The organism is Sphaerospermopsis aphanizomenoides BCCUSP55 (assembly GCF_001586785.1).
Taxonomy (GTDB): Bacteria; Cyanobacteriota; Cyanobacteriia; order Cyanobacteriales; family Nostocaceae; genus Sphaerospermopsis_A; species Sphaerospermopsis_A aphanizomenoides_A.
The window spans coordinates 1-14,184 of the sequence record NZ_LUFH02000131.1; the positions used below are offsets into that span (position 1 = coordinate 1).

13 protein-coding genes are annotated in these 14,184 nt (G+C 40.6%); 5 read left to right on the top strand and 8 right to left on the bottom strand.

Annotated features, from left to right (window positions below):
- Positions 1-26: 26 nt before the first annotated feature.
- The 4 genes from A0J48_RS23695 to murC form a co-directional block, all read right to left on the bottom strand.
- Positions 27-500, bottom strand: a complete 474-nt coding sequence (locus A0J48_RS23695; RefSeq protein WP_200327047.1) for a low molecular weight protein-tyrosine-phosphatase — start codon at positions 498-500, stop codon at positions 27-29.
- A gap of 75 nt (positions 501-575) precedes the next feature.
- A complete protein-coding gene (locus A0J48_RS23700) occupies positions 576-926 on the bottom strand; it encodes a YbaB/EbfC family nucleoid-associated protein (RefSeq protein WP_200327048.1) in 351 nt (116 codons plus the stop codon).
- A 188-nt stretch (positions 927-1,114) separates the two neighbouring features.
- Positions 1,115-2,113 (bottom strand): UDP-N-acetylmuramate dehydrogenase, encoded by a 999-nt coding sequence (murB, locus tag A0J48_RS23705; RefSeq protein ID WP_200327049.1) that lies wholly within the window; start codon positions 2,111-2,113, stop codon positions 1,115-1,117.
- A gap of 127 nt (positions 2,114-2,240) precedes the next feature.
- Entirely contained in the window at positions 2,241-3,701 is a 1,461-nt protein-coding gene (gene murC, locus A0J48_RS23710; RefSeq protein ID WP_200327050.1) for a UDP-N-acetylmuramate--L-alanine ligase, read from the bottom strand.
- 450 nt (positions 3,702-4,151) lie between these two features.
- Between murC and nadD the strand changes: the two genes are divergently transcribed.
- Both nadD and A0J48_RS23720 read left to right on the top strand, forming a co-directional pair.
- The gene (nadD, locus tag A0J48_RS23715; protein ID WP_200327051.1) at positions 4,152-4,778 is read left to right on the top strand and encodes a nicotinate (nicotinamide) nucleotide adenylyltransferase; all 627 of its coding nucleotides are present in this window, start codon (positions 4,152-4,154) and stop codon (positions 4,776-4,778) included.
- A 116-nt stretch (positions 4,779-4,894) separates the two neighbouring features.
- Positions 4,895-5,908: a type I glyceraldehyde-3-phosphate dehydrogenase gene (locus A0J48_RS23720; protein ID WP_200327052.1), complete on the top strand. Its 1,014-nt coding sequence runs from the start codon at positions 4,895-4,897 to the stop codon at positions 5,906-5,908.
- A 96-nt stretch (positions 5,909-6,004) separates the two neighbouring features.
- On the opposite strand, the gene thiL is transcribed toward A0J48_RS23720, so the two are convergent.
- Together thiL and A0J48_RS23735 are read right to left on the bottom strand one after the other, a co-directional pair.
- Complete coding sequence (thiL, locus tag A0J48_RS23725) at positions 6,005-7,039, bottom strand: thiamine-phosphate kinase (protein ID WP_200327053.1); 1,035 nt, start codon at positions 7,037-7,039, stop codon at positions 6,005-6,007.
- Positions 7,040-7,193: 154 nt separating this feature from the next.
- Complete coding sequence (locus A0J48_RS23735; RefSeq protein ID WP_200327055.1) at positions 7,194-8,783, bottom strand: pentapeptide repeat-containing protein; 1,590 nt, start codon at positions 8,781-8,783, stop codon at positions 7,194-7,196.
- A gap of 128 nt (positions 8,784-8,911) precedes the next feature.
- Here A0J48_RS23735 and A0J48_RS23740 point away from each other — a divergent pair, with 128 nt between their 5' ends.
- Complete coding sequence (locus A0J48_RS23740; RefSeq protein WP_200327056.1) at positions 8,912-9,547, top strand: type I restriction endonuclease subunit R; 636 nt, start codon at positions 8,912-8,914, stop codon at positions 9,545-9,547.
- Between the two features lie 68 nt (positions 9,548-9,615).
- On the opposite strand, the gene A0J48_RS23745 is transcribed toward A0J48_RS23740, so the two are convergent.
- A complete protein-coding gene (locus tag A0J48_RS23745; RefSeq protein ID WP_200327057.1) occupies positions 9,616-10,722 on the bottom strand; it encodes a peptidylprolyl isomerase in 1,107 nt (368 codons plus the stop codon).
- A gap of 321 nt (positions 10,723-11,043) precedes the next feature.
- Between A0J48_RS23745 and efp the strand changes: the two genes are divergently transcribed.
- Positions 11,044-11,601: an elongation factor P gene (gene efp / locus A0J48_RS23750; RefSeq protein WP_200327058.1), complete on the top strand. Its 558-nt coding sequence runs from the start codon at positions 11,044-11,046 to the stop codon at positions 11,599-11,601.
- A 286-nt stretch (positions 11,602-11,887) separates the two neighbouring features.
- Positions 11,888-12,421, top strand: coding sequence for an acetyl-CoA carboxylase biotin carboxyl carrier protein (gene accB / locus A0J48_RS23755; protein WP_200327059.1), 534 nt, complete (start codon positions 11,888-11,890; stop codon positions 12,419-12,421).
- 394 nt (positions 12,422-12,815) lie between these two features.
- On the opposite strand, the gene A0J48_RS23760 is transcribed toward accB, so the two are convergent.
- Positions 12,816-13,430 (bottom strand): GerMN domain-containing protein, encoded by a 615-nt coding sequence (locus A0J48_RS23760; protein WP_200327060.1) that lies wholly within the window; start codon positions 13,428-13,430, stop codon positions 12,816-12,818.
- Between the last annotated feature and the right edge of the window lie 754 nt (positions 13,431-14,184).

Genomic DNA, 14,184 nt, shown 5'->3' on the forward strand with positions numbered 1-14,184 from the left:
ACACCCTACACCCCACACCCCACACCCTATACCCTATTAACGTAGTGTAGTAGACCTTCACAAGCATCCAAAAGGAGATCAATCACCTGATTAAAACCTTCTGTTCCGCCATAATAGGGGTCAGGAACTTCTTTGAGAGTGTGTTTAGTACAAAAATCACACATTAACCGCACTTTATGGTGATATTGTCCAGAACGGTCAACAGCAAGAATATCTTGATAGTTATCTTTATCCATCGCCAGAATTAAATCAAACTCTTGGAAGTCTGATGTTTGAAACTGACGAGCTTGACCACAAAGTTTAATTCCTAGCCTTGACATAGCAGCCGCACTCATGCGTCGGTCAGGTGGACTACCAATGTGATAACTAGAAGTACCAGCAGAATCACAGTAAATGCTATCGCTCAACCCAGCCTGGGAAATCAGATGATTCATAATATTTTCTGCTGAGGGCGATCGGCAAATATTACCAAGACAGACAAACAGTAACTTATACGCCATAAATTTCTGATCACAGGGAATAGAAAATAGGCAAAAACTATTCCCTGTTCCCTATTCCCTATTCCCTTTTAATGACTATAATCCTGGAATTTCCAGCCCACTGGTCAAATCTTCCATGCGTTCCCGCATTGTTGCAGTGGACTTGTTATAAGCATCTTTCATCGCCGCTGTGATCAGATCAGAAAGCACATCAGCACCTTCTCCCAAAGCATCTGGGGAAATTTCTACTCTTTTCGGTTCTTGGTTGCCGCTAACAATAACCTTGATGAGTCCACCACCAGACTCACCCTGAATCTCCATTTGCTCTAATTCTTCCTGGAGACGTTTTGCACCTTCTTGAACTTGCTGTGCTTTTTGAAAAGCCGCAGCTAGTTCTTTCATTTTTCCCAGGCCAAAACCAAATCCCTGTCCTTTTCCTGCTGTCATAATCAATTGTCCACTTGTAATTTGAATAACAAAACAAATTCAATTATAGATGTGGTGGGTAATAGGGAATAGGGTGTAGGGTGTAGGGTGTAGGGTTTCTTCTCTTTACTGTCACCTGTCACCTGTCACCTGTCACCTGTCACCTGTCACCTGTCACCTGTCACCTGTCACCTGTCACCTGTCACCTGTCAACACACTGGTTGAAACTCGCCGATCATTTTTACTTCTGGTTCTAACCAAATTGACCAGCGTTCTTGTACCTCACGTTGAATATGATTGATGAGACAGAAAATATCGCTGGCTTTAGCCCCACCACGATTAACGATAAAATTGGCGTGAAGTTGTGCTACTTGCGCTCCACCAATTTGGTAGCCTTTGAGTCCAGATTGTTCGATCAGCCATCCAGCAGAATGAGGTTTGGGATTGCGGAATACACTACCACAACTGGGATAGTTGTAAGGTTGGGTAGTGAGTCGATGCTGTTTGTGTTGTTTGGTTGTGGCTATGACTTGTAAGGGATCTGCGCCTGGTTGAAGCTGGAAGGTGGCTTGAGTAACTATGCGTTTGCCCCCTTGCAATAAGGAAGTCCGATATTTATAACCTAATTCTGCCGGGGTGAGAGTTTCTAATGTACCATCGGGAGAGAGTAATTCAGCACTAACTAACATATCTGCGATACAACTGTTATGCGCTCCGGCATTCATCACAACTGCACCGCCAACTGTTCCGGGGATACCAACAGCCCACTCTAAACCTTGCCATCCTAAATCCGCTGCTTCCCATGCCAAGCTAGGAATAGATTCTCCAGCTGCGACGGTTAATTGACCTGTTTGCTGGTCAAAGTGTTTAGAACGGAAATGACGAGTAGCAATAACTAAGCCTGGTATACCTTGATCACTAACTAACAGATTAGAACCTGCTCCTAATATTGTGACTGGTAAAGCTAGTTCTTTTGCATACTCAATACTTGCTTGTAGTGCTTCTAAGTTGCGGGGGGCAACGTACCATTCAGCAGAACCCCCTACTCGATAAGAAGTAAATGCTGATAAAGAAGCTGCGGACTTGATCACACAGTCAGTACCTTTTAAGTGAATAATTTTACTTTCACCTGAATTGGCCTTTTCCTGTTTATTGGTAGTCAAAGCAGAAATCATGCAGACGTTTCCAGATACCTGGGAGGTTATCATCTTTACTTTTTTTTGCGAATTTTTGTTACAACAATTTTCCGTATTACTACAGAATTGATATTAAATGATGAAACTATTGCTAGATGAATAATTGCTTCACAAACAAAACCTAGCAACGTCGGTCTACTCAGGATGTTGCTGTAGCTGGTTCACGAAGTGTGGCTATAACTTCAGGAATCGCCTGATTCAAATTACCTGCACCCAGAAATAATGCTAAGTCTCCAGGACGGAATGTTGACATTAATAATTCACATACAGAGGGTAAAGTTGGTCGATAAATAACTTGCGGGTGTTGCTTGGCAATCTCTGCCGCTAGTTGCTCACCACTAATTTGTCCTAAATCTGGCTCACCAGCACTGTAAATGTCAGTCAGTACGACTACGTCCGCATGGGTAAATGACTGGGCAAATTCGTCTAAAAATGCAATTGTACGACTATAACGATGGGGTTGGAAGATAGCAACTACCCGTTGTCCAGGTCTAGCTTGGAGGCGTGCTGCCGCTAGAGTAGCACGAATTTCGCTAGGGTGATGGGCATAATCATCAATAAAGGTGATACCAGCGGCTTCCCCCCGGAACTCAAAGCGCCGTCTTGCACCTTCAAAGGTGGCTATACCTTTGGCGATTTCCCCAAATTCTAAATTTAAGGCCCGTCCTACAGCGACTGCTGCTAGTGCATTGCTGAGATTATGCCGACCTAAAAGCTGTAAATTTAATACACCTAGAGCTTTACCTTTTTCCCAAACTAGTGCTGTTGTGCCATCAGCACGATAATCAATGTTGGTAACAGTATAGTCAGCATCTGTATCTGGATGTAGGCTGTAGCTGATTGTGGGCTTGAGGCGTTCACGCACTGTATCGCAATCAATACTACCTACTAAAATTTGACAACCTTGGGCAAATGTTTGGAAAGTGTCTACTACTTCCTCTAATGTATCGTAATGGTCGGGATGATCTAGTTCAATATTGGTGATAATCCCTATTGCTGGCGCGTGTTTAACAAGAGAACCATCTGATTCATCTGCTTCAGCTACCAGATACTTACTTTCCCCTAATCTAGCGTTCCCTTCCCAAGCATTAACTTCTCCACCAACCAAAATTGTTGGATCAAGACCAGCTTCTAGTAGCATATAACCAATCATGCTACTAGTTGTGGTTTTGCCGTGAGTTCCTGCCACAGCAATGCTGTAGTAATCAGCAATTAGCGCAGCTAGTACATCTGATCGGTGTAAAATTGGACAACCCAATTCTAGAGCAGCTTTGTATTCTAAATTATTCGTGTTAATAGCTGTGGAACAAATTACTTGGGGTAATATTGTCTTGGACTCAGACAATTGTGTCTGAGAATTTAGTAATACTCCATTAGTCGATACTTGGGGACGAAAGAATTCCAGATTACTGGCTTCTTGTCTACTAAAAATATGAGCGCCAAGAGATTCTAACTTGCGGGTAATTTGGTTAGGACGCAAGTCAGAACCTGATACTGGTAATTGACGTTTTGCCAAAACATAAGCCAGCGCAGACATTCCTATGCCGCCGATCCCAATGAAATGAAATGGTCTACCGCTAAAATCTATAGAATTATTCATCTTTTTTTCCTCTAACACCACACCACACAATCATTACAAATGACACGGGTATCATAACAGGATTTTGATTTTTACAGATACTGCTCCTGTAATATTTTCATGCCTGAATAAAGAGTTAATTTTTTACTTTGCTTTTGTTTGTTCAGAAAGATTTTACCCTCATGAGAGATTTTTTCTATTGCTGATATCTTTGTATGATTATTCTGAAAATTGAGGACACATCGGGAATTTTTTTTTTGTGATTTTGAATACATACTTTTAGACACCTTACTGCAAGTAGTTGTTGTTTGGAAATGATCACAAAGCCTCAACAGGAATTGACTACAATAGTACATTGGTAGTCAAAATATGATTCAGCCAGTTGCAGGGAGAAATATCTGGACTCAGGTTTACAGTCTAGGTAAAAACGTCTTTTTGTTCCTCTAACCAAATTCCTACGTTCTGAACTGAATGCAAAGACTAGCAATTTTTGGTGGCACATTTGACCCAATTCATTGGGGACACCTGCTCCTAGCCAAAACTGCCTTGGCTCAGTTACATCTGAAACAGGTAATCTGGGTGCCTTCAAGAAATCCTCCTCATAAACAAGCGGCTGTGTTTGAGCATCGGGTATCAATGCTACAACTAGCCACGAAAGATAACCCAATGTTTACCGTCTCACTCATTGAGAGAGAAGGTTCTGGGACTTCGTTTGCTATCAACACCCTGATCGACTTATCTATTTGTTACCCAAATACTCATTGGTACTGGATTATTGGTTTGGATGCTTTCCAAACTTTACCCCGTTGGTACCGTGGACATGAACTAGCAAAAATGTGCGATTGGTTGATCGCACCACGACTGGTAGGTGGTGAGACTATAGCTCAAACTGAGTTAATCTGCAAGCAAGTGGAGCAACAATTTCAAGAAAAATCGTTTACCATCCACTGGCAGTTACTTGATACACCTGTGGTGAGAGTTTCGTCAACTGTAATACGTGAACTGTGTAGCCAAGGTTATTCAATACGTGATTTAGTACCCGAATCGGTCAGACTCTACATCGCCAAGCACAACCTTTACACAAATAATTCTGAATAAATTCTGTGTTTTTTTTTAGATCTAACACTTTATGGTTATAAAGACTCCCCCCCTTTGCGATATGATTGGGGTCAACGATATCAACTTATAGGCATAAATACAGAGGGCAAGACACTGTGATTAGAGTTGCAATCAACGGTTTCGGGCGCATTGGACGGAACTTCGCACGCTGCTGGGTGGGTAGAGAGAATAGCCAAATTGAACTTGTAGCTATCAATGACACCTCCGACCCTAGAACCAATGCTCACCTCCTGAAATATGATTCCATGCTAGGGAGGTTACAAAATGCGGACATTACTGCCGATGATAATTCGATCATCATCAATGGTAAGACCATTAAATGCGTATCTGATCGCAACCCAGATAACTTGCCCTGGAAAGAGTGGAACATTGACCTGATTATTGAATCAACTGGTGTTTTTACCAGTAAAGAAGGGGCAATGAGGCACGTCAATGCTGGTGCTAAGAAGGTTCTGATTACCGCCCCTGGTAAAAATGAAGATGGTACTTTTGTGATGGGTGTGAATCATTATGACTATGATCACAACTTACATAACATCATTAGTAATGCCAGCTGTACTACTAACTGTTTGGCTCCTATTGCCAAGGTGTTAAATGAAAAATTTGGCATCATCAAAGGCACAATGACCACCACCCACAGCTACACAGGAGACCAGCGTTTGCTAGACGCTTCTCACCGTGATGTCCGTCGGGCAAGAGCAGCAGCTATTAACATTGTTCCCACCTCCACTGGTGCAGCAAAAGCAGTAGCTCTGGTACTCCCAGATTTGAAGGGTAAGTTGAACGGTGTGGCTTTGCGTGTACCAACCCCCAACGTTTCGATGGTGGATTTTGTAGTTCAAGTTGAGAAGCGCACTATTACTGAAGAAGTTAACCAAGCTCTTAAGGATGCGTCTGAAGGTCCACTCAAAGGCATTTTAGGTTACAGCGAACTTCAACTTGTATCTTCTGATTATCAAGGTACAAATGAGTCCTCCATTGTTGATGCCAACCTAACTATGGTTATGGGCAATGACATGGTAAAAGTTATGGCATGGTATGACAACGAGTGGGGTTACAGCCAACGAGTTCTAGATTTGGCTGAATTAGTAGCTGAAAAATGGGTTTAAGGTGACGGGTGATGATAAGAAGGCAAAAGGCAAAAGGCAAAAGGCAAGAGTTTACTCCTTCCAATTACCAATTACCAATTACCAATTACCAATCACCTAACTAAAATGTTGAAATCCCTGATTAAGTGTTAAAACTTGGTCGGGGATTTTTTTGTTTTCATGCTCTAACATGACTGTTGATCCTGGTGTAATTTTGCCGACGATGGCTGCACCTGCACCTAATTTTTGTACTAATGTGAATGCGGCTTGTGGTGGTAAGCACAAAACTAATTCAAAATCTTCACCACCATACAGAGCGTAATGTAGCGATCGCTCTGGTGTCAGCCAATGATTAAATGCTGATGGTAGAGGAATTTTACTTGCTTCTAAAATAGCACCTACTTTACTAGCACGGCAGATTTGCAATACAGCGTCTGCTAAACCATCGCTGCTATCCATCCCAGATATGAGGCAGGGGGCAGGGGGCAGGGGGCAGGGAGAAGGGAGAACTTCCTGGAGGATGGGTATGACATCTAAACGGGGGTTGGGGCGCTGGTGGGCGGCTATTAAAGCTGCTTTGTCTGCGGTTTTGAGGTGTTGACCGATTTGGGGGTTGAAGAGTAATTCTAAGCCCGCACGGGAGGCTCCATGAATACCTGTAACGACGATGGCATCTCCTACCTGTGCAGTGGAACGACGGATAATAAAGTTAGGATCTGCTTGACCAAAGGCTGTAATTGCTAAAGTGGTGATGGGCGATCGCACTATATCACCACCAACTATAGGCGCGTTGTATTTTTGCAAACATTCACTCATCCCCTGATACAGTCTTTCCACCCAACTAACTTTGATATCTCCAGGTAAACCCAGTCCGATGGTAATACCCAAGGGAAAAGCTCCCATAGCCGCTAAATCTGATAAATTTGCGGCTGCTGCACGCCAACCAGCATCTTCTGGGGAAGTGGTGACATCGCTGAAATGTACACCATCAACTAGCATATCTGTGGTGACAACCAAAGATTCTTCTGCTTTTGTAGCTAAAACCGCTGCATCATCGCCAATAATTTCTGGTGGACAGAAACGTTGTAATCTTTCTAATAAACCTTGTTCACCAATATCTCGAACTCGGAGGGAAGATAAATCACTATTCACAATTGATTTTTCACTTACAGGTTAGGATAAACGTATCATCTAGGGGTAATCAAGATGGTCAGCACACAAGTAAAAGGTATCACTTTTGAAGAATACTTAAATTATGACGATGAATCTGGTTTTAAATCTGAACTGGTTGATGGACAGTTAGAATTTATGAACCCACCCACGATTGAGCATTTTTTGATTTGCAAATTTTTGGAAAAAAATATAGATGCAGAAATTCAAAGTTTAAGTTTACTCCACTAAGATTTGTACCACTGAAATTTGTTACACTATCGAATGTTGCACTTATCAAATTTGCTCCCGGTAATTCAGCAGCCGTTAGATTAGAACTCTTTAATACTGTTTGCATCAAATTTGTATGAGTAAGTTTTGCAGCAGTTAAGTTAGCAGAAGATAGATTTGCGTTACTTAGATTTGAAACACTGATATTTGCCTGAATAAGTTTTGTACTTATTAAATTCGCCTTAGTTAAATTTGCGCTACTCAAGTTAGCCTGACTTAAATCTGCACCTTGGAGATTACTAAATTCGAGGTTTGAATTTTCTAAATTAGCACCAGTTAAATTTACTTGATGTAAATCATAACCAGATAAGTCAGCATTTGCTAAAGAAGCACCAGGAGCAATTAAATAAGCACCTGCTTGAGAAATAATGAAATCTTTAGGTAATACGGTTTGTAGATTGTAAATAGCTTTTTGGAGATTTGCACATTCAAGATTTGCACATTCAAGATTTGCTTCCAAAAGATTAGCATTACTCAAATTTGTGTTATTCAAATCTGCTCTAATTAGATTTGCTTTTCTCAAATTTGCCTTACTCAAATTAGCTCCTGTTAAGTTAGCACGGCTCATGTTAATCTGATAAAGATACGCTCCATTGAGGTTGGCTTTTATGAGTTTGACATTTTCTAAACTTACTGAGTTGATTTTTATATTCTCAAGATTGGCATTATAAAAATTAGCTTCACTCAAGGTAGTATGAGATAAACTACCATTACTAATATCTACACCCTGAAGATTAGCACCATCCAATTTACCATAGGTTATACTAGCACCCTGAAAATTAGCATTTTTAAAATTAGCTTGAGTAAAATTGACTTTACTTATACTTTTCCCACTCAAATCCACACCTGCTAAATTAATCCCTGTAAAATCCCGTTCTCCAGCTTCATACCTGCGCCAAAATTCCTCTGCACTCACAGGAATATCCTGATAATCTTCTTCTGCATAAATTCTATTAACTAACCACATCACCCGCTCAATCTGAAATTCTAAATCATTGAAATTTCTGTTATCTTGCGTTTCCTCAACAACTACATCAATTTCCTCTTCTTTCTCAATTTCACCAACATCAATATTTTCAACTACACCCGCTTTTTCTATCAAATCGACTTGATTTTGTTGCCTATCTACCCTGTCAAAAAACTCTTTAACTATTTCCGCATCATCTAAAATTTTCACATCATTTGAATTTTCACCATCCTGTAAATTTTCACTTCCATTAGATGAATCATTTAGACGCTGTTGTAAATCGGCAACTTGAGCAGTTAAAGTAATAATCTGTTGTTGTAGATTTTGAATTTGCTCTAATTCCGGTCTATGATTAAATTCCTGCTTTAGTTCATCAAAATACTGTTTTAACCAAGCAATATTTTTTCGTCTTAGTTCCTGTTCTCTTTCAACCTGAGAAATTCGCTCTGCTAAAGATGCTAAATTGAGTTCTGAGTTGGAAGTAGTCATAAATTTTGGATTAGCTGTTTTGTGCATACCTTTACAGCTTTCCCAAAAACAAAGCTAAACTAACAACAGAATATAAATTTTCTGAATTTTCCTAACCGCACTCTCTCAGACAGCAAGGATGTAAAAATATGGTTTCTACCGTTGGAATAACTGACACCATTAAAAGCTTGAGTGATTTACAAACTCGTTGCAATTTACATCAAGCAGAAGATGAAAACTTTTTTAACGAATGGCTGACAGATTTACCCCTACTTAACCCACAAGAACAAGCAGGAATTACTCGCATCAAACAACGTTATGACTATCATCGCGTTGATGGTTTATTATTAGAAGGGACAATTAATCTTTTAGTAGTTTCACCAATTTTAGAACTTGCAGGTTTTCTAGATCCACCTTACCGAATTCGCTCACCTTATGGTATCAATTTAGAAATTGAAGAACCAGAAGAAACCATTCGTGGTTTTATTGATACTTTGGTTGTACAAGAAAAACTTTGGATTTTTGTAGTTGAATCTAAAAGAAATAGCATTCCTGTCACCGCAGCAATACCCCAATTATTAGCCTATATGTTAACTACTCCCCGAAGGGATAAACCTGTATTTGGTATGGCTACAAATGGTGATGAATTTATATTTTTAAAGTTAACTTTTACAGATACACCCAAATATGACGTATCACGCACATTTTCTTTATTTCCGAGACGGCATGAATTAACAGAAGTTTTACAAATACTCAAAAGATTAGGAAAAGTGATCATGGCTTAATTTTCCTCAACATTAATTTTTATGTTTGTAGTTGCACTTTAGTGCTAAAGCACAACTACGGACTAAAATTAAGCTGCTTTTGGCTGAACTAAATTTTCAATGCCTTGAACAACGGTTGCTGATTCAATTTTGTCACCGGCTTTGAGTTGATCTAAAATGTCTTTACCTTCTGTTAAATAACCAAAAACAGAATAACGTCCATCTAAAAGATTACGTCCAGCGGGTGTAAGTTCTGGTTCAAAGAGGAAGAAGAAAAACTGAGAAGAACCACCATCAACATCACCTTCAGGACGTGCCATTGCTAAAGCACCAAAAGAAGAAAATGGTAATACTGGCATATCCAGATAACGCCCGGCATCTTCGAGAGTAATACTATAAGTTGGTTCTTTATCTCCTTGTGCCAAAATTTCTAAAGGTATAGCCCGATATTTACCAGTTGCAGGATCAATAAAACCGACTTCCTTACCTGCTGGATCTCCGGTTTGCAATACGTAAGATTCTTCAGAACGGGTAAATTCTAAACCATTATAAAAACCCCGTTGGACTAAATCAACAAAGTTACCAGCGGTGACGGGGGCGCTATAACCATCTACAACCACAGTTAGGTCACCTTTGTTGGTTTTGAAGGCAATAGTAGCGCGTCCTTTGAGTTGAGGTAAATTACTATACTTAGCAGGAACTTCAAAAGGAAATTCTTTTACCATTGACTCTTCTAGCAAGCTAACAATTTTGAGTAATTTAGCTCTGCCTTCAAGAATAGGGTCTTTTTGTTTGTTTTTGACTACTTCTTGCAGTGCTGCTATGCCAGATTTTAACTCAGTAATCCAAGCTTCGGCTTGGGGTTGGCGTTCTTCGGGAACGCTTGCTAAGATTTGGGAGGGTTGATCGAGAATCCGTGATGCTTGGCTGAGGTCTCTAGAAACCGCACCCCAACGCTTATTGGCACGCAGTTGGTTAGAAATGTCTTCTAAACTAGCTTGCAGTTTTCTGACAGGTTGATTATCTATGGGGAGTGCATACCTTAACAAAGCTTTACCATCGGTAATTGCATTCCCAGATGGTAGGGCGGCGTGACTGGAGGGTGTCCACCCAATTGTGCTTATGCCTAAAACTATTGTCACCAGGAATATTGCCTTTAGGCCGTGTTTTAGCCAGGACTTGATGAAGTTAAACATGGGATAGCTCAAATACAGCATGAATGAGAAGGAAATTACCCATGAACAATCTTCCCACAGTAACAGTCCTGAGTTTTGAGTTTTTTATGAGTAGTCTTTTGCTAGAAGTTCAAAAGTCAGGTGACAGGTGACAGGTGACAGGTGACAGGTGACAGGTGACAGGTGACAGGTGACAGGTGACAGTTAAGAGAAGAAACCCTACACCCTACACCCTACACCCTACACCCTATTCCCTATTCCCTTCTTCCACTAACAACTGACAACTGATTACCTTTGAAGGGTACAATAAATGCCGATTGTCTTGCAAAACTTGAAAATTTCATGATCTCTAGTAACGATTTTCGACCCGGTGTCTCTATTGTCCTAGACGGGTCTGTATGGCGAGTGGTTGAATTTCTCCATGTTAAGCCAGGTAAAGGTTCGGCTTTTGTCAGAACTAAACTGAAAAATGTCCAAAATGGGAACGTGGTAGAAAAGACTTTCCGTGCTGGGGAAACTGTACCCCAAGCTACTTTGGAAAAAAGCACGATGCAGCATACCTATAAAGAAGGCGAAGAATTTGTCTTTATGGATATGGAAACTTATGAAGAAGGTAGATTAAGTGCTGCACAAATTGGCGATCGCGTGAAGTACCTCAAAGAAGGTATGGAAGTCAACGTGATTCGTTGGGGCGAACAAGTGCTAGAAGTGGAACTACCTAATTCTGTAGTTTTGGAAGTTGTGCAAACAGATCCTGGTGTGAAAGGTGATACTGCTACAGGTGGCACTAAACCCGCAACTGTGGAAACTGGTGCTATTGTCATGGTTCCCTTGTTTATTACCCAAGGAGAACGTATAAAGATAGATACCAGGGAAGATAAATATTTGGGCAGGGAATAATTTTTATTTCTCCTGATACCAAGTTGGGATAGTGATGAGGTAATGGGTAATGGATACAGCCGCAGTCAGCGGTCAGCGGTCAGCAGTAAAACCCTTTTGGTGCAAGGCTTTGTCATAAAAATTTGTACCTTATTGATCTGCAATATGCTGTAATAATTCCAATTACAAATCCAAAATCCTTTCATCCAAAATTGGTAATACCGATTTCAATCCCTTGTTTATATAGGGATTAAAATCCCTGCCACACTTAAGATTCTCATTTACGGTTAGGTCGAGGAAAAAAACTGTGCCATTAGACTTTAATGAAATCCGCCAACTACTGGCTACTATTGCACAAACGGATATTGCAGAAGTAACTCTCAAAAGCGATGATTTTGAGTTAACAGTACGTAAAGGTGTCGGTAATCAAGTATTGTCAGTAGGTCAAGCAACCCTGGGCGGTGTGGTTGGTTCGGGATTGACATCGGGGACAATAGCAAACCAAACAGCACCAACACAGCTACCAGAAGCCGCTACAAGCCGTGATAATTCCGTAGCTGGAGGACAATCACCTTTGTCAGTGAATACTCCTTCCGCCAAATATGTAGAGGTGCAATCTCCAATGGTGGGAACTTTTTACCGCGCACCTGCACCTGGTGAAGCACCATTTGTGGAAGTAGGCGATCGCGTTCGCAGTGGTCAATCTGTTTGCATCATCGAAGCCATGAAGCTAATGAATGAAATTGAAGCTGAAGTTTCTGGACAGGTAATGGAAATTTTGGTGCAGAATGGCGAACCTGTGGAATATGGTCAACCATTGATGCGAATTAACCCCGATTAAGTATTACAGCAGTCAGCAGTCAGCAGTAAAACCCTGTTTCTGCAAGGCTTTGTGATTAAATTTTGTACCTTATTCACTTGCAACCTGCTGTAATATCTATATTATGATCAAATAAGTGTTAAAACTTGGAATACTTGCGGGTTAATTCTGTTCAAACAAATGTTGCCTGTATGACTAGCGGTAGTTCAACCAGGAAACAAATACTTCAGCTTGTTAAGTGAGCCGATTTGAATAATGTCATCGAGTAAGCGTAGGCGTATCCCCCCATAGACATGGCCTCGCTACAAGACTATTACAGCAAGCCCGCAGCTTGAAAGTATTAAGTAAGAGTTAATCAGTTGTCAGTTGTCAGTTGCCAAAAAAATTCACAACCTACTGACCACTGACCACTCACTTAAAGAGGATAGTTTTTGTTGAAACTTTCACGAGTTAGTGGTTGTTGCAGTTCCACACCTTCACCACCTAAAACATCTAACTGCTTGCCATTAACCTCAATGTACACCTTGGCGTTGGGATTGAGGGTTGTTGCGGTGTAAACAACCTGACCTACACGACCCATCATCGAAGTGCTACCACCACCACTGGTAAAATCTTCAGATAAATTGACGTGAACATCATTATTTTCTACTTTTAGTCCCAGTAGTTGAGTTCCTTTGGGAATAGTTGTGGAGTCTGTGCCTTCGGTTGGCCCTGCTAATAAAGTTTGAAAAGCAGCTTCTAAGGCTTGGTTGGGTTGTGCAGCAGCAATTTTAATAGGTTGAGGAACCAACTCGACGCTTTTGTCTGTTGGTCTAAGCCAATAGATGTTAGCTGTTTGTTCATTCCCTGGCTGGGTTGTTAATGGCTGTTGAGGTTGTCTAATGCTTTGAGAAGGGTTTCCTGGTGTGGGGGAATTGGGAGTCTGGGAAGTCAACCAAGCTACCCCACCACTTACCGCTACAACCGCTGCTGACACAGCCGCTACGACACCTGAAGAAATATTGCGCTGAGTTCTTTGTTGGTCATTCATATATAAAACCTACTTGATAGGGTACAGAGATCCTGTTTATAAGAGAACTAGCCTGGTTAAAGACGATAGGAATGCGTGGGTAGTTTGTTTTTAATCGGTAGATGCCTGAATTTATGAAAGCAGTTATGCTGATTTTAATTTGGCCTGTCTCATACCATTTGGGAGGTGAGATGATAAATACTTTTGGTTATGCTATTACAGCAATAAACCTTTTGCACCTCACAGTAACTTTATCTCATCTTTAATTTTAGGTTCACAGTTCTAGTCCGTCACGTGAAACTTTATGTAAATATAATCATTTCTTGAAATACGGGCTTTCAGAGGACGCACGTACAGATGAGGTATCTAAACCTCCGTGTATCCTGGCTGGTGGAATGGTCTATTTTAACTACCAACTTTGACTTAAGGATTCCGTAATTATGTGAGAGAAAATTTTTAATGTTTTGTTAGTAGTTCAAGTTTAAAAAACGTAATACTAAGATTATCAACTTATCAAATAAGTGGAATATATATACATCAAAGCATTAATGATGAATAAGTATTAACTCAAGTTGCTAGTTATCTAGTTGAGGCTGGTAATGGGTAATTGATGGTCAAATCCCTGTTTTTATCCTGTTAATCCTTTAATCCTGAATATCCTGATTCTGACAATTTTCAGTAGAACCGGGGAACGAGGGAATCCGTGAGTCGAATCTGTATTATGTATAGGTTCATTTTAGTTGCGTAATTATTAATACTGTTTTACTATACTTAC

Coding starts and splice junctions, on each gene's coding strand:
- A0J48_RS23695 (WP_200327047.1), bottom strand. CDS start 500: ATGGCGTATAAGTTACTGTTTGTCTGTCTTGGTAATATTTGCCGATCG.
- A0J48_RS23700 (WP_200327048.1), bottom strand. CDS start 926: ATGACAGCAGGAAAAGGACAGGGATTTGGTTTTGGCCTGGGAAAAATG.
- murB (WP_200327049.1), bottom strand. CDS start 2,113: ATGATAACCTCCCAGGTATCTGGAAACGTCTGCATGATTTCTGCTTTG.
- murC (WP_200327050.1), bottom strand. CDS start 3,701: ATGAATAATTCTATAGATTTTAGCGGTAGACCATTTCATTTCATTGGG.
- nadD (WP_200327051.1), top strand. CDS start 4,152: ATGCAAAGACTAGCAATTTTTGGTGGCACATTTGACCCAATTCATTGG.
- A0J48_RS23735 (WP_200327055.1), bottom strand. CDS start 8,783: ATGACTACTTCCAACTCAGAACTCAATTTAGCATCTTTAGCAGAGCGA.
- A0J48_RS23740 (WP_200327056.1), top strand. CDS start 8,912: ATGGTTTCTACCGTTGGAATAACTGACACCATTAAAAGCTTGAGTGAT.
- A0J48_RS23745 (WP_200327057.1), bottom strand. CDS start 10,722: ATGTTTAACTTCATCAAGTCCTGGCTAAAACACGGCCTAAAGGCAATA.
- efp (WP_200327058.1), top strand. CDS start 11,044: ATGATCTCTAGTAACGATTTTCGACCCGGTGTCTCTATTGTCCTAGAC.
- A0J48_RS23760 (WP_200327060.1), bottom strand. CDS start 13,430: ATGAATGACCAACAAAGAACTCAGCGCAATATTTCTTCAGGTGTCGTA.